Origin of the sequence: Kribbella sp. VKM Ac-2569, assembly GCF_004216905.1 — a bacterium.
GTDB lineage: Bacteria > Actinomycetota > Actinomycetes > Propionibacteriales > Kribbellaceae > Kribbella.
Genome location: NZ_SGXJ01000003.1, coordinates 857,317 through 881,219 on the forward strand (window position 1 = coordinate 857,317; position 23,903 = coordinate 881,219).

The following is a 23,903-nucleotide window of genomic DNA, read 5'->3' on the forward strand; positions in this document are numbered from 1 at the left end:
GACCGCGCCCTCGTGATACACGACGAGTCCTAGGTGTCCGGTGACTGGTTGCGGAAGGCCTCTACCGCAGTGGGGAGGGTGTAGAAGACGCGGTCGGGACCTAGCCGGTCGAGGAAGCCGGCGTTGTCCAGGTCGTCACGGAGTTCTTGTTTGACTCGGGCGAGGGCCAGGACGATGCCGCGGGACTTCAGGTCCTCGCGCAGTGCGTCGAGGGCGTCGAGCGCGGTGATGTCGATCTCCACGTTCGCCTCGGTGTTCAGCAGGAACCAGCGCACCGGCGTCGTCGCCTGGTCGGCCGCCGCCAGCGCGCGGCGGTGGAAGTCGTCGGCGTTCGCGAAGAACAACGGCGAGTCGTACCGGTACACGACCAGCCCGGGCACCGGTTGCGCATCCGGGTAGTCGTCCAGATCGTGCATCCCCGCGATCCCGGGCACGTAGCCGAGGATCCCGTCGTGCGGCCGGGCGACGCGTCGCAGTACGTCGATGACGGACAGCGCGACCGCGACGAGTACGCCGTACAACACGTTGAGCGCGACCACGCCGACGGTTGTTGCCACCGCCAGCAGGAACTCGCTGCGCCGGAACGACGCGATCCGGCGGAACTCCCCCAGTTCGATCAGGCGCAGCGCGGCGTACACGACCAGGGCGCCGAGCGCGGGGATCGGGAACGTCTCGAGCAGCGGGCCGGCGAAGAGCAGCGTAGCGACGATCGTGAGCGCGGCCACCAGCGAGTAGACCTGGCTCTTCGCGTTGGAGGCGTCCGCGAGAGCAGTACGGCTGCCGCTACTGCTGATCGGGAAGCCGCGCAGAAGGCCGGCCGAGACGTTGGCCAGTCCGAGTACGAGCAGTTCGCGGCCCGGGTCGATGCGCTCGCCACCGCCGCGGCTCGCGAATGCGCGGGCGGTGAGGACCACGTCGGTGTAGCCGACCAGAGCGACGCCCACCGCAGGTAGGACGAGCAGGCCAAGGTCATGCACCGACAGCGCGGGCACGTGCGGCACAGGCAGACCGCTCGGAACCGAACCGACCAGCGCCACTCCCCTGTCACCTAGGTCAGCTGCCCAAGTCACTAGCGCTGCTAGCGCCACCATGACGAGCGGCCCAGGTATGCGCGGCGTCCAGCGGGCCAAGCCGAGCAGCAACGCCAGAGCTGCCACGGACAACAGCACCGGAGCGGGCTTCCAGTCACCGATCAGCCGGAGCGCGGACAGCACTTCCGCCGGTGGAGAGTCACCGTCGACCGGAGCGCCGGTGAGCCGTCCCAGCTGGCCGGTCATCATGATCACCGCGATGCCGGTCAGGTAGCCGATGAGCACCGGTCTGGACAGCAGATCGGCCAGGAATCCGAGCCGCGCCGCCCACCCGAGCAGGCAGATCGCTCCCACTAGCAGTGCTAGTACGGCGGCCAACCCGGCGTACCGCACCGGATCGCCAGCCGCGAGCGGGCCGATGGCGGTGGCCGTGAGCAGCGCCGTCGTCGACTCCGGACCGAGTGACAGCAGCCGTGACGATCCGAGGAAGAAGTACAGCACCAACGGACCGAGCGCGACCCACAACCCGGTCACCGCCGGCAGACCGGCGAGCTGCGCATACGCCATCACCTGCGGCACGAAGTACGCCGCGACAGTCAGGCCGGCGAGTACGTCGGACCGCAACCAGCCCCGCTGATACTGCCGCAGCGTCTCAACTCCGGGAATCGTCAAGTTCCACCCCCTTCGGGAAACAGTGTCCTTGCTGCTCGGGACTTTCGGCCCTACTGCCACGCTCGACGTCGCCGGACTGTTGATGTGTGGAGACATTCGGGACAGTGCAGCAGTTCGACAGATCCCGCCTGGAGATCATCGGGCCGGCGGACTGTCTGCGGCTGCTCGCGTCGGTCCCACTCGGACGGCTGGTCTACACGGACGCCGGGCTGCCGGCGATCCGCCTGGTCAACTTCGTCGTCGACGAGGACACGATCGTGTTCAGCACCGGCCAGGGCGACAAGTTCCGGGCCGCCGAGCGGGGCGATGTGGTCGCGTTCGAGGCCGACGAGGTCGACGCGGAGCGGCACGTCGGGTGGACGGTGACGGCGATCGGGCACCTGTCCGTGGTCACGGACGACGAGGCAGCCGAGTTGCGTCGTACGTTGGCCCTGCATTCCTGGATGCCGATGGAGGAACCGCAGCTCGTCCGGCTCGGGATCGAGTCGGTCCACGGCCGGCGCCTGGTCCCGTGGGGCCGGCGTCCGCGCTTCCGGTAGCTCGTCACTGTTTGTACTGTGGTCCGGTGGCCGAAGGCTCGCGTGGGGGGTGGGACGAAGGCGCGCTCGAGCATGCGGGCTTGTCCCGGGTACGGCTCGATGCGCTCCTGCAGGAACTGCTGGGGCGTGTCGACGAGTTCATGGAGTACCAGGAGCGCTTGCGGGCGCTTCTCGACGCGGTCGTCGGGATCGGCGCGGATCTCGACCTGAACAGCACCCTGGACCGCATCGTCTCCGCGGCCTGCGAGCTCGCCGGTGCACGGTACGGCGCGCTCGGTGTCGTCGGGCCGGACGGCAAAAGACTCGTCCGCTTCATCACCCACGGCGTGACCGACGAGGACATCGCCTCGATCGGACCGTACCCCGAGGGCCACGGCATCCTGGGCCTGCTGATCGAGCACCCCGAGCCGATCCGCCTGCACGACCTCGCCGAACACCCGAGATCGTACGGATTCCCGGCGAACCACCCGCCGATGAAGAGCTTCCTCGGCGTCCCGATCCGAACCCGCGAACACGCCTACGGCAACCTCTACCTGACCGAGAAGACCAGCGGCGCCGACTTCACCGAGGACGACGAACGCGCCGTCACCGCCCTGGCTGCCGCGGCCGGCGTCGTCATCGACAACGCCCGGTTGTACGCCGACACCGAGCGACGCCGGCGCTGGCACGAGATCACGGCCGAGATCACCCAACTGATGCTCGGCGAATTCGATGTCGACCAGGCGCTCCAGTTGATCGCGCAGCGGTCTCGTGAGGTGTCCGGGGCGCAGGTCGCGGCCGTTCTCCTCACCGACGCGGATCAGCTCGTCGTCCGCGCCGTCGACGGGCCGCCCGGATACTCGCAGTACATCGGCCGGCGGATCCCCAGCGACCTACCGGTGCTCGGCCGCGTGATCTCGGGCGCCGGTGAACAGGTCGTCATCGAGGACCTCGCGCAGTTCCTCAAGGATTCCGGTGGGTTGGCCGAGTTCCCCGAAGGCGCGACGCTTGCACGGACGACGTTCGCGCCGCTGCCGGCCGGCGGTTCCGGCACCGGCGGCGTGCTGGTCGTCGCGGCCGCACAAGGCGCGAACTCACGGGTCGCCGAGGGCACAGACCTGGTCCGGATGTTCGCCGGCCAGGCCACGCTCGCGGTCGAGCGCGCCCAGGCGCAACGGGACCGGGACGTGCTCGCCGTACTCGAGGACCGCGACCGGATCGCCCGCGACCTGCACGATCTCGTCATCCAGCGGCTGTTCGCGACCGGGCTCCAGCTCCAGGGCATGCAACGGCTGGTCGCGTCCGAGCACCAGGAACGTCTGGCCCGTGCGGTCGACGAGATCGACACGACGATCCACGAACTGCGCGCAGCGATCTTCGAGCTGCAGCAGCCGCACGAGACCGCGTCGCTGCGTAGCGACGTACAGGCGCTCGTCAACGAGTACGCCGAACCGCTCGGGTTCCGGCCGCAACTCACGTGCACGGGCCCGATCGACACCGTCGTACCGGCGACGGTCCGGCCGCAGATCCTCGCCACGATCCGCGAAGCCCTGTCCAACATCGTCCGCCACGCCGAGGCATCGCACGCGACCGTCGAGATCACCGTCTCGCCCGACCAGGTCGTCACCCGCGTCACCGACAACGGCGTCGGTATCGGCCCGAGCACCCGTCGCAGTGGGCTCCGCAACCTGACTGACCGCGCCCAGGCGCTCGGTGGCACCGTGCGGATCAGCGACAACGACCCGCAGGGCACCGTCGTCGAGCTGACTGCCCCGGTCGGCTGACGGCCGAACGGCCCACCAGGTCGGGACTCTTGCCCGCAGCGCCACCCACGCTTCTCCGGCGAAGCTGAAGGTGGAGGTGGACCTCATGTCCGATCAGCTGCCCAGAGAGCACATCGACGTACTGCTCGCGGCCGCCGTTGCCGCGCCGAGCATGCACAACACCCAGCCGTGGCGGTTCGAGATCGACGGCCACGTGATCGACGTCTACGTGGACGGATCCCGCACTCTTCCTGCCGAGGACCCCACCGGACGGGCGATGCGGATCGCTGCCGGCGCAGCCACCTTCAACCTCCGCTGCGCTGCCGAGACTCTCGGGTACGGCGCCTGGTTCGGGCTGGCGCCGTACCCGAGCGAAGAACCCGATCTGCTCGCGCGCATCGTGATCGAGCCGACCGCCGCCCGGAACGACGAGCTGCTCGATCTCGCCGTACAGATCCCGTATCGCCACACCGACCGGAACCCGTCGGACGCCACCGCGATCGCCGAGGGTACGCGGGTTTCGCTGATGCAGGCGGCGTACGCCGAGGGCGCGCAGCTCACCTGGCTCGCCGAGGACGATGTCCGCACGGTCCTCGACCTGGTGCTCGACACCGACCTGCGCGAGATCGGCGACTGGCACCGCCGCGCCGAACGCGCTCACTGGGTCGGCGGCGAACGAACCGCCGACGGCGTGCCCAGCTCGGCGCTCGGCCCGCGCGCCACCACCTACCCGGCCGCCGTGCGCGACCTCGCGACCCGGCCGACCGACCGCGTGCGGGCCGAGCGGCCGTTCGAACAGCACCCGGACCTCGCCGTACTCTCGACCGACTTCGACGAGCCCTCCGACCAGGTCACGGCAGGCGCAGCACTCCAACGCGTGCTGCTCACCGCGACCCAGGCAGGTGTCAGCGCCTCGTTCCTCAACCAGCCGCTCGAGTACGACGACTTGCGCCGCAGTGTCCAGCACCTCACGGGACAGCCGGGCCACGCGCACATGGTCATCCGCTTCGGCCACCACCGACCCGGTTCCGCAACCGCCCGTCGCCCGCTCGCCGAGTTCCTGAAGGAGCAGTCATGACCACGTTGCGCCGGGAGATCGACCGCTGGGAGGCCGACCTCGGGAACCTCGCCGAGACCAGCTCGTCCGATAGTTGGTTCCTCGAGGAGCGCCGGCTGGCCGAGGCCCAGCACACCCTCGTCGCTTTCCGCGGCCACATCCTGCCCCTGCTGACCGCGCAGCCGCCGTACGACGCCGTGGCCGCCGAGATCGAACACCTGCTCGAAGGCCTCGAAGGCGACCGCAACGAACTGTTCCGGACGGTTCACTCCAGCGCGTCGCATCAGCAGATCGCGGAGACCGTGGCCGCCCTGCGCGCCCTCAGCCGGGTAGCTGTCCGTATCCATGCGCCTGTTGCCGACGTACATTGATTGATGGTGATGCACCGATGCCCCAGGTGAGATTCCACAGCAACGAAAAGACCGCCGTCCGGCGGGGCCACCTTGTCCCCGAGCAATTGCCGGACTGGGTTCCTTCGGCGTGTGCGGTCGTGGCCGAGCATCTCCGTCACCACGGCATCGCTCCGACCGGCTACCCGTTCGCCCGTTGGCATCCGCTGCCCGGCGGCGAGATCGAGGCCGAAGCCGGCTTCCCGGTCAGCGCGCCGATCGCGAACAGCGGGGAGGTCGAAGCCTCCTCCCTGCCCGCCGGACCGGTGCTCGCCGTCTGGCACACCGACCCGGACGAGAAACTCCCGCTCAGCTACCACGCCGTCCAGGACTGGCTGGAAACCGAGGCCGCGGTCGCGACCGGGGACAGCTGGGAGATCTACCACGACCTCCCCACCTGCGACCACGTCGGGACCCGCATCGAGATCGTCCAGCCGATCACGTTCCCGACCACCTGACCGCGTCGGGCTCAGCGGGCTCAGCGGGTGATGGTTTGGGCGGCCTCTGCCAGTTCGGCGAGGCGGTGCGCTCGGGCGGACTCAGCCGGGGTGAACGGCTCTCCCGGCCGGCTGAACGCGAACAGGCCGGTCCACGGCGAGGGCACCTTCAGCACGGTCCCATCGTCGGGAAGCTGACCCGCCAGGGTCACCCGATTCGTGACCAGCTGAGCGCCGAGCAACTCGGCGACCGCGTGCGGCAGCTCGCTCGGATCCGCCACCACGCGAGCCGACAGACTCAATGCCTTCGTCTGGCCGTCCACCAACGCCAGCGCGGTCGTCGGCCACACGTGCGTCCCGCGCCCGCCGCCTGACTCGATCGCAAGCTCCAGATCTGCGGCCGTGATGTCATCCGGCGTCGAGACCACCAGCTCGTCCCGCACCCCGTCGTCGATCGGATGAACGTGCAGCCCCAGGATGTTCGCATCCAGCACGGAGAGCTGCCGGGCAACGCTCTCCAGCGTTCCCGCCCGGTCGTCGAGCGTCACGCGAATCCGCCACAGCGTCCCGATCCCATTCCGCGGACGAGCCTTCGGAGCATGCAGCCAGGACCGCAGCAACCGCATCGTCGACGGCTCCACCACCCAGATCACGAGCGCCGTTGTCACGCTCGCCAGAACGGCCACCGAGACCAGGTACGGCGGATGCGCAGCGAGCACCACCGCGTGCAAGGCCAGCTCCACCGGAGCGATCGCCAACAGCTTCGCCAGAGTCAGCCGGAGTCGCCGCGGATGCGGCAAACGTCCACACACGTCACAGGCAGTCCCACCCGTGAGCGTCGTACGCAACGAGTCCATACCTGAAAGCGTCCCCGACCCAGATTGCCCACCTGTTGCGCCAACGTGACGTCAGCGTGGGATCGCTCACATGACCCGCTCAGGCTCGGTCGGCCGACAGCTCTTCGGCGATGCGGTCGCCGATGACGAGGCAGGCGGTGGCGGCGGGTGACGGCGCGTTCAGTACGTGCAGGGCGCGGCCGTCGCGGAGGAACAGGAAGTCGTCGACCAGCTTGCCGTCACGCGTCACGGCCTGGGCGCGGACGCCGGCACCGGACCGTCGTACGTCGGACACCTGCAACTCCGGCAGCATCCGCCGCGCCTCGCGCACGAGCGCCCGTCCGGTCAGCGAGCGGACGATCTCCTTCGCGCCGGTGCGGGCGTACCGGCGCGCGAGCTTCCAGGAGCCGCGGTACGTCGCCGCCTCCCACACGTCCCGTACGACGATCTTTGACCACGAGTAGCCCTCGCGGGACAGCGCCGGGACGGCGTTCGGGCCGAGGTGGACGCTGCCGTCGATTCCGCGGGTCAGGTGGACGCCGAGGAATGGCAGGTCGGGATCGGGCACCGGATACACCAGCCCTTTCACCAGGTACTCCCGCTCGGGGACGAGCTCGCTGAACTCGCCGCGGAACGGGAGGATGCGGACCCCGGGTTCGAGACCGGACGCACGCGCAAGCCTGTCGCTGTGCAAGCCCGCGCACACCGCCACCCGGCCTGCCTCGATCACCTCGTCCGTCGTCCGCACGCGCACCACGGAGCTCGCGTTCTCGACCGCCGTCACAGACACACCGGTCCGGATCTCGCCGCCGGCAGCCCGTACGTCGTCAGCGAGCGCGGCGGCTACGAGTTTGAAATCGACGCGTCCCGTCGAGTCGACCGCGAGGGCACCCTTCACCCGCAGATGCGGTTCACGTTCCGCGACCTCGTCCAGGGTGAGCCGACGTACCGGGACACCGTTCTCGCGGCCGATCCCGAAGAGTCGATCGAGCTGCAGCAGTTCGGCCTCGGTCGTCGCGACGACGAGCTTGCCCGGCACGTCGAGCGGGATGTCCTTCTCCTCGCAGTACTCGCGCAGCGCCGTACCGCCCGCCACCGCGAACCGCGCCTTCAGCGAGCCCGGACGGTAGTAGAGCCCCGAGTGCACGACGCCCGAGTTGTGCCCGGTCTGGTGCGCCCCGACAGTCGGTTCCTTCTCGAGTACGACGACCGGCGTACCGGGATCGAGCCGCTGCAGGCTTCGCGCCACAGCCAGCCCCACGATCCCGCCACCGACCACCACCGCAGATCTCGTCACCTGTGAAAAGAGGGTGGACCTGCGGTCAGAAATACAGCCACTTGCGCAGCTCCGTCGCCAGCGCCACCGGGGCGTCGTACTGCATGAGGTGGCCGGCGCCCGGTACTTCGACGTACGACGAACCCGGGATCAGCCCGGCCAGCCGCCGCCCGGTCGCAGGCGGGATCCAGGCGTCCTCGCTCCCCCAGACCACCTTCACGGGGATCGCGAGGTTGCCGACCGTCCGCTCGTTCTGGACCAGGAACTCCTCGTCGTACTGCGTGATCTGCCGATAGAACGCCGGCTGCCCCGCCTCCGTGCACCACGGAGAAACTAGCGCTGCTAGCTCCTCGTCCCGCAGACCGCGATGACTCGCCGCGCTCACGTACGCCCGCAGGATCGCCTCATGGATGTACGCCGGCAACTCGTCGAGCGTCGTCGGGTAGCGCTTCACGAACTGGAAGAACGCCGACCCGCTCGGCGGGATCGCGACCACGTCGACCAGCATCAACGACTCGTACGCCGCGCCCTCGGCTAGCGTTGCTAGCAAGGAGACGGCCCCGCCGAAGTCGTGTGCCACGACCCGCGGCCGCTCCAAATCCCAGTGCTCGAGCAACGCCGCGAACGCCTTCGCCTGCGCGCCGAAGTCGACCGCGTGTTCGGGGTGCTTCGACGACTCGCCGTACCCCGGCATGTCCCACAGGTACACGGTGAAGTCGGCGCTCAGCGCGTCGGCGTACCGCGACCACACGCGCGACGAGAACGGCGTCCCGTGGCAGAACACCACCGGCGGACCGCTGCCCGCCCGGCCCCACGCGATCGATCGGCCCTCCCAGCTGAACCGCTCATCAACGTCCATACCTCCACCTAACCATCACGACGGTTCATGCTGGTTAGGCGGTGTGGGCGATCTGCTCCTGGATCCGGAACTCGAGGCCGTCGGCGACCGCCAGGTACACGTCCTGGTCGACAAGGTTGCCGTCGAGGCGCAGCAGGCCCCGCGGGCTGTCGTAGAAATGACCGCTCGGGAGAGCGGCCGACATCGCGATCGAGCCGCTGATCTCGCCGAGCCGGGCGAGGAAGCGGATCGCCTCGTAACAGGACTCACCGACCGCGTTGAGCGCGGGCGCAAAGGCACCGAAGCGGGCGTAGTACTGCTGGGCGAACTCGCTGCTCTCGACGGTCGTGAGCTTGTCGAAGTACGCCGCGGCCGCGTAGACGCCGTGGTTCGCACCTGATCCGGCGCCGAGCAGCGTGTTCTCCTCGATCGCGGGGCTGAGACGGAGCAGCCTCTCGCTCAGTCCACCGGCCGCGAACTGCCGGTTGAAGTGCACCGCGTCCTGGCCCATCAGGAGCATGATCACGCCATCGGCATCGGTTGCCCGGAGCCCGTCGATCACGTCCCGGAAGTCCGCCGTACCGAGTGGGACGTACGCCGAGTGCACGATCTCGGATCCCGTTCCCTGCAAGGCTTCCTGCGCCACCGAGCCGGTCACCCGCGGGTAGACGTAATCGTTGCCGACGACAACCCAACGGCGAGCGCCAAGGTTCTCGCGCAACCAGTGCGCGGCCGGCAGCAACTGGTTGACCGGGCGCTCGCCGAGCATGAACACGCCAGGCGTGTCGTCGCCGCCCTCGTGCATGGCCGCGAACGCGTACACGACCCGCCCGCCGATCCGTCGGGTCAGTGCGACCCGGACCGCGGAGATGTGCCAGCCGGCCACGGCCTCGACGCGACCCGTGTCGACCAGTCGCCCCACATCCTCGGCGACGACCTCTGGCGGGCGGCCGGCGTCGACCTGGATGAGCTCGACCCGGCGGCCGGCGATGCCGTTCCGTGCGTTCAACTGCTCGACCGCGAGCTGGCCGCAGGCAACACAGGACGGTCCGTAGATCCCGGTCGGCCCCTGCAGCGGCACGACGAAGGCGATCGGCAGTACGTCGGAGCGCCGCACCGTCACCTCCTCCCGCCGTACATTCGGTCAAGTGTGGACGAACCGGAGGCGGAACATCGACCGAACGGCTATATTTCCCACCACCTGAACCGATGAGGGGGTCTTCCGTGCTCCTCTTGCTGAAGCGGATCGAGCGGCAACTCGAGCTGGGTCTGCAGCCGTTGCTCGACGAGTTCGGCCTGACGATCGAGCAGTGGCGGGTCATGGCCGCGCTCCACGAGGAGCCCGGGCAGCCGATGTCGATGCTCGCGGAGTCCGCCGTACTGCCGGCCGCGAGCCTGACGCGGCACGTCGACAAGCTGGTCGAGCGCGGGCTGGTGCTGCGGCGCATCCATCCCGACGACAAGCGCCGGATCGTCACAGCGCTCTCCCCCGTCGGCGGCACGGTCGCCGATCGCCTCGCTTCGGCCCAGCGCGAGCTCGAGGCGGACGTAGCGAAGTACTTCCAGATGGAAATACACGAACGTAGCAGCTCGGCAACACACCGGTAACACGGCGTTCCTAGGTTCCTTCCATTCGGGTGCATCCCTCGTCGGCAGCGTCGCCGGCCCGCCGGAGCACCGCTCGCCCGAAGGTGCCGCCAGGAGTTCGCCCATGTCTGTGGAACCCTCGCTCGACCACCGCACCACCGCTGAAGCCCCCACACCCACCACCGCGACCCGCGAGACGCTGGAGGACTACACCCTCCGGTTCGCGCCGCGCAGCTACCGGAAATGGTCGACCGGCGTCGTCGCCGTCTCGGCCCTCGGCGGGATCGCCTACCTCGCCGACTTCGCGATCGGCGCGAACATCGGGATCTCGTACGGGACCACGAACGCGCTCTGGGGTATCGCGATCTTCGCCGTGGTGATCTTCGCGACCGGCCTGCCGCTCGCGTACTACGCCGCGCGCTACAACATCGACCTCGACCTGATCACCCGCGGCAGCGGCTTCGGGTACTACGGCTCGGTCGTCACCAACGTGATCTTCGCGTCGTTCACGTTCATCTTCTTCGCGCTCGAAGGCTCGATCATGGCGCAAGGCCTTCAGCTGGGGCTTCATGTGCCGCTGTGGCTCGGGTACGCCGTCTCGACGCTGGTCATCTTCCCGCTGGTCATCTACGGGATGAAAGTGCTGTCCACGCTCCAGGTCTGGACGACGCCGCTGTGGCTGATCCTGATGGTGCTGCCGTTCTGCTACCTGCTCGTGTCGCACCCGTCGTCGGTGTCGACGTTCTTCGACTACGGTCCGGACGCCGACTTCGGTTCGATGCTGCTGGCGGCCGGGGTGTGCCTGTCGCTGATCGCCCAGATCGCCGAGCAGATCGACTACCTGCGGTTCATGCCGCCGAAGACCCCGGAGAACTCGCGCCGGTGGTGGACCGCGATGCTGCTGGCCGGGCCGGGCTGGGTGATCTTCGGCGCCCTGAAACAGGTCATCGGCCTGTTCCTCGCCGTCTACCTGATCGCGAACGTCGCCGACTCGTCATCGATCGCGAACCAGCCGGTGCACCAGTTCCTCGAGATCTACCGCGGGTTCCTGCCCGGGTGGGTGGCGATGACGCTGGCCGTCGTACTGGTCGTCATCAGCCAGGTGAAGATCAACGTGACGAACGCGTACTCCGGTTCGCTGGCCTGGACCAACTCGTACACGCGGCTGACCCGGCACTACCCCGGACGGCTGGTGTTCCTCGGGTTCAACCTGGTGATCGCGCTGGTGCTGATGGAGGCGAACATGTTCGACTTCCTGAACACCATTCTCGGGTTCTACGCGAACTGCGGGATGGCGTGGATCGTGGTCGTTGCCTCGGACATCGTGTTCAACAAGTACCTGCTGGGGTTGTCCCCGAAGGCTCCTGAGTTCCGGCGCGGCATGCTGTACGCCGTCAACCCGGTCGGCTTCGGATCGATGGCGGCAGCCGCCGGCGTCTCGATCGTCGTGTTCTTCGGTGGACTCGGCTCGGGGATCAAGCCGTACTCACCGCTCGTCGCCATCGGGCTGGCTCTCGTCCTGCCGCCGGTGCTCGCCGTGATCACGCGCGGGAAGTACTACCTGCGACGGGTCGACGACGGGCTGGACCTGCCGATGTACGACGAGCACGGGAACCCGTCCGGTGAGGTGCTGACGTGCCACGTGTGCCGGCAGCAGTACGAGCGCCCCGACATGACCGCCTGCGAGACGCACTCCGCTGCAGTGTGTTCGCTGTGCCTGAGCACGGACAAGGTCGCCGACCACGTCCTACCTGCGCAAGCATGACCGCCTCACGAGGGACCTGCCCCGCCGCCCTCGCTGCTCCGCCGCCGAGTCGGGGCTGCCATGATGCAGCTTGGGGAGGATTACCTCCCATATCGGGTACAAAATCCTCCCCAACCCGGCGTGTGGAGCCGGATCACGGCTCCTGCTCCATCCAGGCTGCTGCCTCGGCAGCCCCCGACCTGCGAAGGGAGTCAGCGGTGGTCGCTTCCTGCGTCTCTGGGCGGCCCCGCACCAACACACCATGAACTTCACTCCCGCTGACGTCGAGAAGCTGCTGCTCTCCGTGGCCGGCATGGTCGCCCGCGACCGGCTGGCCCGGGGAGTGCTTCTCAACCATCCCGAAGCCGTGGCTCTACTCAGCACCTGGGTGATCGAACGCGCCCGCGAAGGCGCCCGCGTCGCCGACCTGATGGAGTCCGGCCGCACCGTCCTCGGCCGCGACCAGGTCATGCCCGGCGTCGCCGAACTCCTGCACGACGTGCAGGTCGAGGCGACGTTCCCGGACGGCCGCAAGCTCGTCACCATCCACAATCCGATCATCTGAGGGAGAGGTATGAGTGCTCCAGGTGAGATTCGTGTTCGGCCCGGAACCATCACACTGAACGCCGACCGCTCCGACGACGAACGTTTGCGGCTGGTGATCGTGAACGCCGGCGACCGGCCGATCCAGATCGGCTCGCATCTGCATCTGCCCGACGCCAACACCGCCCTCACCTTCGACCGCGAGGCTGCGCAAGGCTTCCGGCTGGACATCCCGTCGGGTACGTCGCAGCGGTTCGAGCCCGGCGCCTCGCGTGAGGTGGCGTTGGTCGCGCTCCGCGGTAGGCGGCGGGTGCCTGGAATCCAGTTGAAGTCGGCTGAATCCGCTGAGGTGGATCGTGGTTGAGATCTCGCGCGCGGCGTACGCCGCCCTGTACGGGCCGACCGTCGGCGACCAGGTGCGCCTCGGCGACACCGATCTCTGGGTCGAGGTCGAGCAGGACCTCACCGTCGGCGGCGAGGAGGTCGTCTTCGGCGGTGGCAAGTCCATCCGCGAGTCGATGGCGCAAGGTACGACGACCCGCGCGGAGGGTGCGCCCGACACCGTCATCACCAACGTGCTGGTCGTGGACTGGTGGGGTATCGTCCGCGCCGACGTGGGGATCCGCGACGGCCGGATCGTCGCCCTCGGCCGCGCCGGCAACCCGGACATCGCGGACGGCGTGCACCCCGACCTCCAGATCGGCCCGTCCACCGACGTGATCGCCGGCGAGGGTCGCATCCTCACCGCCGGCGCGATCGACTCACACGTCCACCTGCTGTCCCCATCGCAGCTCCACGAGGCGCTCGCAACCGGGATCACCACGATCGTCGGCGGCGGCACCGGCCCGAGCGAGGGCTCGAAGGCGACCACGGTCACCCCCGGCGCGTGGCACCTCGAGCAGATGCATCGCGCGCTGGACGCCGTACCCCTCAACATCCTCCTGCTCGGCAAGGGGAACACCGTCAGCGCCGAGGCGCTCGCCGAGCAGGCGCTCGCCGGCGCCGCCGGGTACAAGGTGCACGAGGACTGGGGTTCGACCCCGGCCGCGATCGACGCGTCCCTGCGTGCCGCGGACGAGTGGGGTCTCCAGGTCGCGCTGCATGCCGACAGCCTGAACGAGGCCGGGTACGTCGAGTCGACGCTCGGCGCGATCGCGGGCCGGGGCATCCACGCGTTCCACGTCGAGGGCGCGGGCGGTGGTCACGCGCCGGACATCCTCACGATCGCGTCGTACCCGCACGTCATCCCGGGCTCCACGAACCCCACGTTGCCGCACACCGTCAACACGGTCGCCGAGCATCTCGACATGCTCATGGTCTGCCATCACCTCAGCCCCGACGTACCCGAGGATCTCGCGTTCGCCGAGTCCCGGATCCGCGCCACCACGATCGCGGCCGAGGACATCCTGCACGACCTCGGCGCGCTCTCGGTGACGTCGTCCGACGCGCAGGCAATGGGCCGGATCGGCGAGGTCATCACCCGCACCTGGCAGGTCGCCCACGTGATGAAACACCGCCGCGGCCCGCTCGGCGAGGTCGCCGACAACGAGCGGGTACGCCGGTACGTCGCGAAGTACACGATCAACCCGGCCATTGCCCACGGCATCGATCATGTCGTGGGCTCGGTCGAAGCCGGCAAACTCGCGGACCTCACGCTCTGGGACCCGCGGTACTTCGGGGTCCGCCCGAGCCTGGTGATCAAGGGCGGCGCGATCGCCTGGGCCGCCCTGGGCGATCCGAACGCGTCGATCCCGACGCCGCAGCCGGTGCTGATGCGGCCCGCGTTCGGTGATGCGATCGGGGCGGATCTCTCGTACACGTTCGTGTCTCCGGCCGCGCTCGAGAACGGGCTGGCCGAGCGACTCGGTCTGCGTCGGGGACTGCTCGGCGTACGGCCCACGCGGGAGCTCACCAAGGCAGACCTGAAAAACAACGACGCGCTGCCGGCGATCGACATCGACCCGGAGACGTTCGCGATCAAGGTCGACGGTGAGCTGGTCGAGCCCGCGCCGGCGTCGGTCCTCCCACTCGCTCAGCTCTACGCGATGTTCTGATGGGCAACGCGGAGCTGGTCGCGATGATGCTCGCCGACGGCCGGCTGCCGACCGGCGGGCACACCCAGTCCGGCGGACTGGAGCCCGCCGTACGCGCGGGCCTAGGTGCCGACGGCAAGCAACTCGCCGACGTCGCGGCCTATGCCCGGGATCGACTCCGTACGACGACCCGCGTCGAAGCCGCCGTCGCCGTCGTCACCCTTTGCGGAACAAATGTTGCACCAGACGACGAAAATGTTCCGCAAAACCCCGACACCGTGGCGTTGGTCGAGGCGGCGTGGGCGGCGCGGGTTCCCAGCCATGTTGTGCGGGGCGTCTCGCGACGCCAAGGCCGCCTGTTGTTGAGGCTCGCGCGCCGCGTCTGGCCCGACGTCTCGACGTACCTTCCGAACGACGGCGAGATCGCGAGACCCGTCGTACTCGGGGTCGTCGGTGCAGTGACCGGACTGTCCGCGGAGCAGGTCGCGCGCACCATCGCGTACGACGACGCGCAAACAGTCATCGCCGCGTCCCTGAAGCTGCTCCCCGTGGACCCGGCCGACGCCGCGACCTGGCTCGCCGGTCTGCACGACGACATCGAGTGGCTCGTCAAGGACGTCGCGTCCCTGACCCGAATCGACGAGATCCCGGCCGACGGTGCGCCGCTGATCGACGTGTTCGCGCACAACCATGCAATCGAGAGAATGAGGTTGTTCCATGCCTGAGACCCGCTCCTTCCGTCTCGGTGTCGCCGGACCGGTCGGCACCGGGAAGAGCTCACTGATCGCCACCGTCTGCCGCGAACTCGCCGGTGAACTCCAGCTCGGTGTCATCACCAACGACATCTATACCGACGAGGACGCGCGACTGCTGCGCTCGGCCGGCGTACTCGACCCGGAACGCATCCGCGCCGTCGAGACCGGCGCCTGCCCGCACACCGCGATCCGTGACGACGTCACGCCGAACCTGATCGCGGTCGAGGATCTCGAACGCGACTTCGCGCCGCTGGATGTCGTACTGGTCGAGTCCGGCGGCGACAACCTGACGGCGACGTTCTCCCCCGCGCTCGTCGACGCGCAGATCTTCGTGCTCGACGTAGCCGGCGGCGGGGACGTGGCACGCAAGGGCGGCCCCGGCATCGCCCGCGCCGATCTCCTGATCGTGAACAAGACCGACCTCGCGCCGTACGTCGGAGTCGACGTCGAGCAGATGGTGAAGGACGCCGAGACGGCCCGCGACGGGAAACCTGTGATCGCGCTCTCTCGCACGGATCCCTCCTCGGTCGCACTCTTGACCGCATGGGTGCGCTCGATGGCGCACGTCGTACGCGCCGGCGACCACACGCCCGTCGATCCCGGACCGATGGCCCCGCACTCGCACGTCGGCGAGGACGGCGAACTGATCACGCACACCCATGCCCACACGCATTGAGGTCGTCGCCGACCCGGTTCGCGACCGCTGCCTGCTGACGACCGACCACCTGTCACCGCGGCAACTGCCCGGTGCCGACGGCGTGGTCCGTGTCGCGCTCGTCGCCGCGGGCGCACTGTTGCTCGCCGGTGACGACGTACGCATCGAGATCGCGGTCTCCGGCGCCGTACGGCTGGAGATCGTGGAGACCGCCGGAACCGTTGCCTATGGCATGCGTGGCGGCTCCGCGCGTTGGGACATCGACATCCGGCTCACCGACGGCGCGAGCCTCCAGTGGTACGCCGAACCTTTCGTCGTCTCCGCCGACGCCGAAGTCACCCGTACGACGACCGCACGCCTCGCGACCGGCTGTACGGCGCACCTTCGCGAGTCACTCGTCCTGGGCCGGCACGGCGAGACCGGCGGCGTCCTGCGCACCGCGACCCGCGCCTGGCTCGGCGAGGACCTGCTCCTCGCCGAGGATCTCGACCTCTCCCCCGAAACTCGCACCGGCTGGGCAGTCCTGGGTACGAACCGTTGCCTGGACACTGTGACCACACTCGGCTTCCGGCTACCCGACGACCCGCAAACTCTGCAGCTCGAGGGCCCGGGCTCGATCGCTCGCCGACTGGTCCAGGAACAGCACCAGAGCACCCTCAACCACCCAGTCTCCGCGAGCTAGCTGAATCTAATTGCCTCGGTCAGTCGGGGCTGTCGGTCAGGAGCCGATCGAGGACCTCCGCGGCCTCGTCGTAGCCAGCATCCGCGATGCGTTGCAGTTCGCGCAGATCACGAGCGGCCGCGGCCCGCCGCGTGAGGTGCTCACCCGCGTGCAGGCAGCCCTCGTCCAGCAGATCGCTCAACTCCTGTACGTCGCCGCGCGCCTCCGCCAGGTCCGCGAGCCGGTCCAGGGCCCGCTCGTTCCCGTCATCAGCGAGCGCTCTCAGGGTCTCCCGATCGTTCTCGAAACTCGTCATACACCCATCCTCCGACATTTGGTGCGACCTGCGTCAGCCGACGTGGACCCAGGGGCGGTTCGAGCGTTTGGGCTCGGCGCGGCGGAGTACCTCGCGGGTGACCGGCGGTACGTCGCCCTCGCCGGAGATGAGGTAGCGAAACAGAAAGTAGAACGGGTTCCCCTCGGCCCAGGCGAAGTAGATGTGCGGCATCACGTGCCAGTCGTCGCGGATCTTCAGCAACAGCGCGGCGATCGCGTTCGGAACGCTGGGGCTTTCGACGCGCAGGATCTTGTAGCCGAACCGTTCCTCGCCGCGCACGTCCAGTTCGGTCTCGAACTGTGAGGCGTCGGTGAGCGTGACCTCGAGGAACAGGATCGGCAGGCCCTCCGGCAGGTTGCGGACCTCGCGCTGCTCGGCCTCCTTCTCCTGGTACTCCGCCTCGTCCCGGGCGTCCGGCTCGTTCGCGATGATCCGCAGATCACCGTGCTTGGCGGCTGTGGCGATCAGCCGGCACGCCTCCTCGTCAAACCGGACCTCGGTGGCGCGCAGCTCCAGCGACCTGGTGGCGCGGGAGATCAGCGAGGTGAGAATGATCGCGACGATGAAGAACGAGGCGATCTGCACGCCGTCCGGCCGCTCGATGATGTTCGCGACGGTCGTGTAGAGCAGCACCACGCTGATCACGCCGAACCCGACGGTCTTGGCCCGCTCCCCCTTCCGTCGGGCGGACAGCGTGACGGCGATCGATGCGGACATGATCAGCACCAGTACGCCGGTCGCGTACGCACCGCCCTGCGCGTCGACGTCGGCCTTGAACAGGATCGTGATGACGAACGCGATCAGCCCGAACACGATCACCAGCGGCCGGGTCGCCCGGGCCCAGTCCGGGACCATGCCGTAGCGGGGCAGGTAGCGCGGCACGATGTTCAGCAGGCCGGCCATCGCGGACGCCCCGGCGAACCACAGGATGAGGATGGTACTGACGTCGTACACCGTCCCGAAGATGTTGCCGAGGTGCTCGTGGGCAAGGTAAGCGAGCGCTCTCCCGGAGGCCTCGCCGCCGTCCTTGAACTCGTCCTCCGGGATCAGCACGATCGTCGTGAAGCTGCTGGTGATCAGGAAACCGCTCATGATCAGTGCAGCCGTGGTGAGCAGCTTCCGGGTGTTCCGGATCCGGGTCGCCGGGTGGGCCGGATCGTCCTCGGCGGCACCGTCGACCTGCGGCATCACCGCGACGCCGGTCTCGAAGCCGGACAGGCCGAGGGCGAGCTTCGGGAACACCACCAGCGAGATGCCGATCATCACCCAGATGTTCGAGTGCTCGGTGGTCAGCATGCCGCGCCAGTTCGTGACCAGCTCCGGAGCGGTGACGACGTTCCAGAGCGCGTTCGCTACCACGATCAGGTTCAGGCCGAGGTACACGACGACCAGGGCGACCGCGATCCCGATCGCCTCGCCGAAGCCGCGCAGGAACACTCCCGCCAGCAGTGCTAGCAGGACCAGGGTGATGATCACCTCCTTGCCTTCGAACCAGTGCGGTACGTACGGATTCTCGACCAGGTGCGCGGTGGCGTCGGCGGCGGACAGCGTCATCGTGATGATGAAGTCGGTGGCCATGAACCCGAGCAGGACCAGGATCGTGAACTTGCCCTTCCAGCGGCCGAGCAGCCGGTCGAGCATCGCGATCGAGCCCTCTCCGTGCGGGCTCTCGGCCGCGACCCGGCGGTAGACCGGCAGGGCGCCGAACAGGGTCAGAAGAATCAGGATCAAGGTCGCGACCGGTGACAGCAGGCCTACCGCGGCCGCGGCGATCGCGGGCTGGTAGCCGAGCGTCGAGAAGTAGTCGACACCGGTCAGGCACATCACCTTCCACCAGCGGTGGGTCGGGTGCGGCGCCGGCCGATGCGGGCCCGGGTGCCCGGCCGGACGGTCGTGCAGCAACCAACCGACCACCCGCCCATGGGTGGGTGGCGGTACGCCGACCGTCTCGTTCTCACGCGTTTCTGTCACCGCTCGGAGCCTAACCAGCAGCCAGCGCCCGACCCGGGCCCTCTAACGCCCTTCTAACAACCCCGCCGTGAGACCCCTGTCACCCGGGACCGGGGAACGCTACCCACCTGAACTGACCAGCAGAACTCCCCGGCTAAGCCACGTATCCGGCCCGCTCACTCCCCCACGCCGGCTGCTGTCGATTGCCCGGCGTACCGTCGCCGACGACCTGCGCCGCAAGACCCAACTCGCCGGCGTCCCCTACGCCCAGACCGCCGCCCACCTCGGCTGTCCGGTCGGCACCGTCCGCTCCCGCGTTTCGCGCGCCCGGACGACCCTCGCCGACCTACTCACCGCCTGACTGAGTCCGGCTGCCTCCCGACCCGTGCAGGAGGCAGCCTGGCCTAGGATCGGCGGTATGGCAACGCGGTTGGTACAGATCTCGATCAAGGCTCACGACAGTTCCGGGCTCGGCAGGTTCTGGGCGGAGGCGCTCGGCTGGGACGTCACGGCCGACAACGCCGACGAAACCAACCTCGAGCCGCTCGGCTTCAGCTATCCGGACCCGAGCGCTGTCTGCATCGACCTCATTCCCATCCCGTTGCCCAAGACGGTGAAGAACCGCGTACACCTCGACCTCGCCACCACCTCCGCGGCGCACCAGGCGGAGCTGATCGAGCGCCTCCAGAGCCTCGGCGCAACGCCTGCCGACATCGGCCAGGGCAATGTTCCGTGGACGGTCCTCGCGGATCCGGAGGGCAACGAGTTCTGCGTCCTGGAGCCCCGGCCGATCTACAGCGACACGGGCCCGATCGCCGCAGTCGTCGTGGACTGCGCGGACCCGCGAGCCATGGCGCGGTTCTGGTCGTCGGCGATGGACTGGAGCCTCCACGAGGTCGGCGATGAGTCCGCCGTACTGCGTTCCGCCAAGGGCGTCGGGCCGTACCTCGAGTTCATCCACACCCCCGACCCGAAGACCGTGCTGGACCGCATCCATCTCGACCTGCGCCCGTACCCCACCGACGACCACGCGGCGGAGGCGGACCGACTGCGCGCTCTCGGTGCCACCGACCTCGACATCGGCCAGGGCAACGTCCCCTGGACCGTCCTGGCAGACCCCGAGAACAACGAGTTCTGCCTCCTCACTCCCCGCTAGGTTCTGAGTTCCGCGACGAGTTTCTCGATGCGGGTGCGGATCTCGTCGCGGACCTCGCGGACGACCTCGATCGGCTGTCCGGCGGGGTCGGTGAGTTCCCAGTCCTCGTAGCGTTTGCCGGGGAAGATCGGGCAGGCGTCGCCGCAGCCCATCGTGATCACCACGTCGCTGGCGCGGACGTCCTCGGTCTTCAGTACTTGCGGGACGTTGGCGGCGATGTCGATACCGACCTCGCGCATCGCCTCGACCGCAGTCGGGTTAATTTGGTCGCGCGGTTCGGATCCGGCCGACCGGACCTCAACGGTGTCGCCGGCAAGGTGCCGCAACCACCCAGCAGCCATTTGCGAGCGACCGGCGTTGTGAACACAGACGAACAACACGACAGGCTTACTCACGACGCAACTCCAGAGTCGGTACGGCGGGCTCCTCAGCGGAGTCGCCCAAGTCGGGGTAGAGCACGACGACCAGGCTGGCGCCGACGACCGCGCCGATCACCTGGAAGAACACGAAACCAGGAACGGAACCAGGTGCGATCCCGGCGAACGTGTCGCTGAACGCGCGGCCGATGGTCACGGCGGGGTTGGCGAACGACGTCGACGAGGTGAACCAGTAGGCCGCGCCGATATACGCGCCGACAGCAGCAGGTGCGACGGCGGCCCGACCGGACCGGACGAGCGAGAAGATCAGCAGGATCAGCCCCGCGGTCGCGACCGTCTCTCCGATCCACAAGTGACCTGCGGAGCGGTGGGTCGTCGACCACGACACCGCAGCCTGACCGAACATCACGTTGGCCAGCACCGCGCCCGCGACCGCGCCGACGACTTGCGCGGCGACGTACGCAGACAAATCCCGCAGACTCAGGCCGTCACCGTTTCGTCGGCCGAGCCACCAATCGGCGACTGACACGACCGGGTTGAAATGCGCACCGGACACCGGTCCGAGCATCAGGATCAGAACAGCCAGCCCGAGCGCCGTCGCGAACGAATTCTCCAGCAACTGCAGTCCGGTGTCGCCTGGTGAGAGCTTGGCGGCCGCGATCCCCGAGCCGACGACAACGGTCACCAGCAGCCCGGTCCCGAGCCCCTCGGCGACCAGCCGCCGCCACAACGCCCGGATCATCCCTTGCCCACCGCAACCACCAATCGGTCGATCCGGTCAGCGAGTTCGGCGTACGCGGCTTCGAAGCCTGCGTCGGTGTCGGCCGGCGCCGGGTCGGGGATCGACCAGTGCAACCGGGTTTCGCGGTCGAGCTGTTCGTACGCGTTGTCGCACACCGCGATCAGCAGGTCGTCACGCCGTACGACGTCCCGCAGCCGCGCCGTGCGCCACGCGGCCGGATCCAGGCCGTGCCGCCGGGCGATCTTCACGGCTCGCGGATGCACACGCTCCGCCGGCTGCGTGCCCGCGGACAACGCCGGGACCCGACTGCGCCGCGACCAGATCGCCGCGGCCAACTGGGAACGCGCAGAGTTCTGCGTGCACACGAACACGACCCGCTCTGCCCCGGCCAGCGCGGGTGTCGTGATCGACGCCAGCGCCTCAGGGCGGAGCCGCACATAGGTACGGCGCCTGTCGCCCTCGGACCGCGTCCGCGCGACGACTCCGGCAGCTTCCAGAACCTTCAGATGATGGGCCACCAGGTTCGTCGGCAACTCCAGCGCGGCGCCGAGCTCACCCGGCGCCGCATCACCGGCCACCAGGGTGTCCACGATCGCGAGCCGCGCCGGATCACCGAGCGCCGCGTGAATCCGAGCGCGCTGCTCAATGGTGAATCTCTCAGCGTTCATTGACTCAATGATTGCTGAGCTATTTCAGGGCGTCAAGCCAGACTGATCAGCCCAGCGGCGCCGGCGTCGCGATGAGGGTGGCGATCCACTCCAGGCGTTGCGGGACGGACCAGTAGTAGACCCAGGTACCGCGGCGTTCGCAGTCGACCAGGCCGGCCTCGCGGAGCACCTTCAGGTGGTGCGAGATTGTCGGACCACTGACCTCGAACTGCGGCGTCAGGTCGCACACGCAGATCTCGCCGGCCGCCGACGTGATCATCGACAACAGGCGCAGGCGGATCGGGTCGGCGAGCGCCTTGAACACCACGGCTCCTTCAGCGGCCGCAGCCGGATCGAGAGCCGCGTCGGAGATCGGCGTACAGCAGGCGCCGCCGGACATGGGCGTCAGAGTGATCTCCTGTTTCGACATGCTTCTATCTTGACTCCTGTCGAATCAAGAGGCAAGGTGGGACTCGTTGATTAGATGAACTTCAAGACAGGGAGTGGATCGTGGGCGAGCATCAAACGGCCCCCGTGGTGGTCATCGGGGCTGGTCCGGTCGGGCTGGCCGCGGCGGCGCATCTGGCCGAGCGTGGGCTGGACTTCGTCGTACTGGAAGCCGGTCCGGGCGTCGCGGCGGCGATCGGGGAATGGCGGCACGTGAAGCTGTTCAGCCCGTGGCGGTACGACCTGGACAGCGCGGCACGGCGACTGCTTGAGGCCGGCGGCTGGGTCGCGCCGGACCTCGGCACGCTGCCGACCGGCGGGGAGCTCATCGACGCGTACCTCGAACCGCTCACGAAGCTCCCGCAGCTCAACGACAAGATTCGGTACGGCGCTGAGGTGGTCGCGATCACCCGCGTCGGTTTCGACCGGATCCGCACGTCTGGACGTGAGAACGCACCGTTCCTGATCCGGCTCGCCGACGGCACCGAACTGCACGCGTCGTCCGTGATCGACGCCTCCGGCACCTGGCGCAAACCGAACGTCCTCGGCGGCTCAGGCATCCCGGCGCGCGGCGAGGCGCTGGCGTCGGGTGGTGTCGCTCACGCGCTGCCCGACGTACTCGGCGCTGATCGCGACCGGTATGCCGGACGCCGGACAGCCGTCGTCGGCGCCGGCCACTCCGCAGCGACCACCTTGCTGGACCTCGGCCGGCTCGCGGAGGAGGCCCCCGGAACCGAGATCGTGTGGGTCGTCCGAGGCACCGACCAGGCCCGCACGTACGGCGGCGGCGACGCCGACGAACTGCCCGCCCGAGGCGCCCTCGGCTCCCGCCTCAAGAAGCTCGTCCAATCCGGACAGGTCGAGCTGGTCAGCTCCTTCCGCATCGAGTCCGTCAGTACGTCGAACGGACGCATCGAACTGAGCTCCAGTGATCGGACCGTCAGCGCCGACACGGTCGTGAACTCCACCGGGTTCCGGCCGGACCACGACATCGTCGCGGAGTTGCGGCTCGATCTCGACCCGGTTCTCGGCTCGACCCGCGCCCTCGCGCCGCTGATCGACCCGAACCAGCACTCCTGCGGCACGGTGCCGCCGCACGGCGTCGACGAACTGGCCCATCCCGAGCCGGGCTACTACGCGATCGGTGCGAAGTCGTACGGCCGCGCACCGACCTTCCTGCTCGCCACCGGATACGAGCAGGCCCGTTCCGTCGTCGCCGCACTCGCCGGCGACTGGGAGGCCGCCCGCGACGTCCAGCTCGACCTCCCCGAAACCGGCGTTTGCTCGTCCAACCTGGCGTTCGGCGGATCTGCCGATGAAGCCGGCGGCTGCTGCGGTCCCGCGCCGCAAGCCGTCGAGCTCACCGCACCGACCGGCCGCGGCCTGGCCACCGGTATCAGCGGCGGCCTGCTCACCGTGATCGAGGACAAGCAATCCGGCTGCTGCAACTGA

The 23,903-nt window shown here is 68.7% G+C and carries 27 protein-coding genes; 16 read left to right on the forward strand and 11 right to left on the reverse strand.

Annotation, left to right across the window (positions count from 1 at the left end; translation table 11 throughout):
- Positions 1-29: 29 nt before the first annotated feature.
- Positions 30-1,703, reverse strand: coding sequence for a SulP family inorganic anion transporter (locus EV649_RS24455; protein ID WP_241998609.1), 1,674 nt, complete (start codon positions 1,701-1,703; stop codon positions 30-32).
- 86 nt (positions 1,704-1,789) lie between these two features.
- Here EV649_RS24455 and EV649_RS24460 point away from each other — a divergent pair, with 86 nt between their 5' ends.
- The 5 genes from EV649_RS24460 (at position 1,790) to EV649_RS24480 (ending at position 5,888) form a co-directional block, all read left to right on the forward strand.
- Positions 1,790-2,242 (forward strand): pyridoxamine 5'-phosphate oxidase family protein, encoded by a 453-nt coding sequence (locus tag EV649_RS24460; protein WP_130385886.1) that lies wholly within the window; start codon positions 1,790-1,792, stop codon positions 2,240-2,242.
- Between the two features lie 26 nt (positions 2,243-2,268).
- The gene (locus EV649_RS24465; protein ID WP_198682655.1) at positions 2,269-4,005 is read left to right on the forward strand and encodes a GAF domain-containing protein; all 1,737 of its coding nucleotides are present in this window, start codon (positions 2,269-2,271) and stop codon (positions 4,003-4,005) included.
- A gap of 85 nt (positions 4,006-4,090) precedes the next feature.
- Positions 4,091-5,062 (forward strand): hypothetical protein, encoded by a 972-nt coding sequence (locus tag EV649_RS24470; RefSeq protein ID WP_130386281.1) that lies wholly within the window; start codon positions 4,091-4,093, stop codon positions 5,060-5,062.
- On the forward strand, positions 5,059-5,412 hold the full coding sequence (locus tag EV649_RS24475) for a hypothetical protein (RefSeq protein ID WP_130385887.1): 354 nt from the start codon (positions 5,059-5,061) through the stop codon (positions 5,410-5,412). The genes EV649_RS24470 and EV649_RS24475 overlap by 4 nt, the downstream gene beginning before the upstream one ends.
- Before the next feature lie 17 nt (positions 5,413-5,429).
- Positions 5,430-5,888: a GyrI-like domain-containing protein gene (locus EV649_RS24480; protein ID WP_130385888.1), complete on the forward strand. Its 459-nt coding sequence runs from the start codon at positions 5,430-5,432 to the stop codon at positions 5,886-5,888.
- Positions 5,889-5,908: 20 nt separating this feature from the next.
- Here EV649_RS24480 and EV649_RS24485 read toward each other — a convergent pair whose 3' ends face one another.
- The 4 genes from EV649_RS24485 to EV649_RS24500 form a co-directional block, all read right to left on the reverse strand.
- Positions 5,909-6,724 carry an amino acid-binding protein gene (locus EV649_RS24485; protein WP_241998610.1) on the reverse strand — a complete coding sequence of 272 codons (816 nt, stop codon included), beginning with the start codon at positions 6,722-6,724 and terminating at the stop codon, positions 5,909-5,911.
- Positions 6,725-6,803: 79 nt separating this feature from the next.
- The gene (gene lhgO / locus EV649_RS24490; protein ID WP_130385889.1) at positions 6,804-8,000 is read right to left on the reverse strand and encodes an L-2-hydroxyglutarate oxidase; all 1,197 of its coding nucleotides are present in this window, start codon (positions 7,998-8,000) and stop codon (positions 6,804-6,806) included.
- A 25-nt stretch (positions 8,001-8,025) separates the two neighbouring features.
- Entirely contained in the window at positions 8,026-8,838 is an 813-nt protein-coding gene (locus EV649_RS24495) for an alpha/beta hydrolase (protein ID WP_130385890.1), read from the reverse strand.
- A 34-nt stretch (positions 8,839-8,872) separates the two neighbouring features.
- Positions 8,873-9,934 carry a substrate-binding domain-containing protein gene (locus tag EV649_RS24500; RefSeq protein WP_130385891.1) on the reverse strand — a complete coding sequence of 354 codons (1,062 nt, stop codon included), beginning with the start codon at positions 9,932-9,934 and terminating at the stop codon, positions 8,873-8,875.
- Positions 9,935-10,041: 107 nt separating this feature from the next.
- Here EV649_RS24500 and EV649_RS24505 point away from each other — a divergent pair, with 107 nt between their 5' ends.
- The 8 genes from EV649_RS24505 (at position 10,042) to EV649_RS24540 (ending at position 16,816) form a co-directional block, all read left to right on the forward strand.
- A complete protein-coding gene (locus tag EV649_RS24505) occupies positions 10,042-10,425 on the forward strand; it encodes a MarR family transcriptional regulator (protein WP_241998612.1) in 384 nt (127 codons plus the stop codon).
- Positions 10,426-10,528: 103 nt separating this feature from the next.
- Positions 10,529-12,169, forward strand: a complete 1,641-nt coding sequence (locus tag EV649_RS24510) for a hypothetical protein (protein WP_130385893.1) — start codon at positions 10,529-10,531, stop codon at positions 12,167-12,169.
- Between the two features lie 241 nt (positions 12,170-12,410).
- On the forward strand, positions 12,411-12,713 hold the full coding sequence (locus tag EV649_RS24515; protein ID WP_130385894.1) for an urease subunit gamma: 303 nt from the start codon (positions 12,411-12,413) through the stop codon (positions 12,711-12,713).
- A gap of 9 nt (positions 12,714-12,722) precedes the next feature.
- On the forward strand, positions 12,723-13,055 hold the full coding sequence (ureB, locus tag EV649_RS24520) for an urease subunit beta (RefSeq protein WP_130385895.1): 333 nt from the start codon (positions 12,723-12,725) through the stop codon (positions 13,053-13,055).
- Positions 13,048-14,745, forward strand: coding sequence for an urease subunit alpha (locus EV649_RS24525; protein WP_130385896.1), 1,698 nt, complete (start codon positions 13,048-13,050; stop codon positions 14,743-14,745). Before ureB ends, EV649_RS24525 begins: the two co-directional genes overlap by 8 nt.
- On the forward strand, positions 14,745-15,449 hold the full coding sequence (locus tag EV649_RS24530) for an urease accessory UreF family protein (RefSeq protein ID WP_130385897.1): 705 nt from the start codon (positions 14,745-14,747) through the stop codon (positions 15,447-15,449). The genes EV649_RS24525 and EV649_RS24530 overlap by 1 nt, the downstream gene beginning before the upstream one ends.
- Positions 15,442-16,155 (forward strand): urease accessory protein UreG, encoded by a 714-nt coding sequence (gene ureG, locus EV649_RS24535; protein ID WP_130385898.1) that lies wholly within the window; start codon positions 15,442-15,444, stop codon positions 16,153-16,155. The genes EV649_RS24530 and ureG overlap by 8 nt, the downstream gene beginning before the upstream one ends.
- Positions 16,139-16,816: an urease accessory protein UreD gene (locus EV649_RS24540; protein WP_130385899.1), complete on the forward strand. Its 678-nt coding sequence runs from the start codon at positions 16,139-16,141 to the stop codon at positions 16,814-16,816. Before ureG ends, EV649_RS24540 begins: the two co-directional genes overlap by 17 nt.
- A gap of 19 nt (positions 16,817-16,835) precedes the next feature.
- Here the strand turns inward: EV649_RS24540 and EV649_RS24545 are convergent, their stop codons facing one another.
- Both EV649_RS24545 and EV649_RS24550 read right to left on the reverse strand, forming a co-directional pair.
- Positions 16,836-17,111, reverse strand: a complete 276-nt coding sequence (locus EV649_RS24545; RefSeq protein WP_130385900.1) for a hypothetical protein — start codon at positions 17,109-17,111, stop codon at positions 16,836-16,838.
- A 33-nt stretch (positions 17,112-17,144) separates the two neighbouring features.
- Complete coding sequence (locus EV649_RS24550) at positions 17,145-19,103, reverse strand: amino acid transporter (RefSeq protein WP_130385901.1); 1,959 nt, start codon at positions 19,101-19,103, stop codon at positions 17,145-17,147.
- Positions 19,104-19,170: 67 nt separating this feature from the next.
- Here EV649_RS24550 and EV649_RS41710 point away from each other — a divergent pair, with 67 nt between their 5' ends.
- Together EV649_RS41710 and EV649_RS41715 are read left to right on the forward strand one after the other, a co-directional pair.
- On the forward strand, positions 19,171-19,443 hold the full coding sequence (locus EV649_RS41710; RefSeq protein WP_241998614.1) for a sigma factor-like helix-turn-helix DNA-binding protein: 273 nt from the start codon (positions 19,171-19,173) through the stop codon (positions 19,441-19,443).
- Between the two features lie 57 nt (positions 19,444-19,500).
- Positions 19,501-20,238, forward strand: coding sequence for a VOC family protein (locus EV649_RS41715; protein WP_130385902.1), 738 nt, complete (start codon positions 19,501-19,503; stop codon positions 20,236-20,238).
- Here EV649_RS41715 and EV649_RS24565 read toward each other — a convergent pair.
- From EV649_RS24565 to EV649_RS24580, 4 genes are read right to left on the reverse strand one after another with little or no spacing between them, the layout of a single operon-like run.
- A complete protein-coding gene (locus EV649_RS24565; protein WP_130385903.1) occupies positions 20,235-20,633 on the reverse strand; it encodes an arsenate reductase ArsC in 399 nt (132 codons plus the stop codon). The two genes, EV649_RS41715 and EV649_RS24565, sit on opposite strands and share 4 nt — an antisense overlap.
- The gene (locus EV649_RS24570; protein ID WP_130385904.1) at positions 20,626-21,357 is read right to left on the reverse strand and encodes an aquaporin; all 732 of its coding nucleotides are present in this window, start codon (positions 21,355-21,357) and stop codon (positions 20,626-20,628) included. The genes EV649_RS24565 and EV649_RS24570 overlap by 8 nt, the downstream gene beginning before the upstream one ends.
- The gene (locus tag EV649_RS24575; protein WP_130385905.1) at positions 21,354-22,025 is read right to left on the reverse strand and encodes a helix-turn-helix domain-containing protein; all 672 of its coding nucleotides are present in this window, start codon (positions 22,023-22,025) and stop codon (positions 21,354-21,356) included. Before EV649_RS24575 ends, EV649_RS24570 begins: the two co-directional genes overlap by 4 nt.
- 46 nt (positions 22,026-22,071) lie before the next feature.
- A complete protein-coding gene (locus EV649_RS24580) occupies positions 22,072-22,434 on the reverse strand; it encodes a metalloregulator ArsR/SmtB family transcription factor (RefSeq protein WP_130385906.1) in 363 nt (120 codons plus the stop codon).
- 80 nt (positions 22,435-22,514) lie between these two features.
- On the opposite strand from EV649_RS24580, the gene EV649_RS24585 reads away from it, so the two are divergent.
- Complete coding sequence (locus EV649_RS24585) at positions 22,515-23,903, forward strand: FAD-dependent oxidoreductase (RefSeq protein ID WP_130385907.1); 1,389 nt, start codon at positions 22,515-22,517, stop codon at positions 23,901-23,903.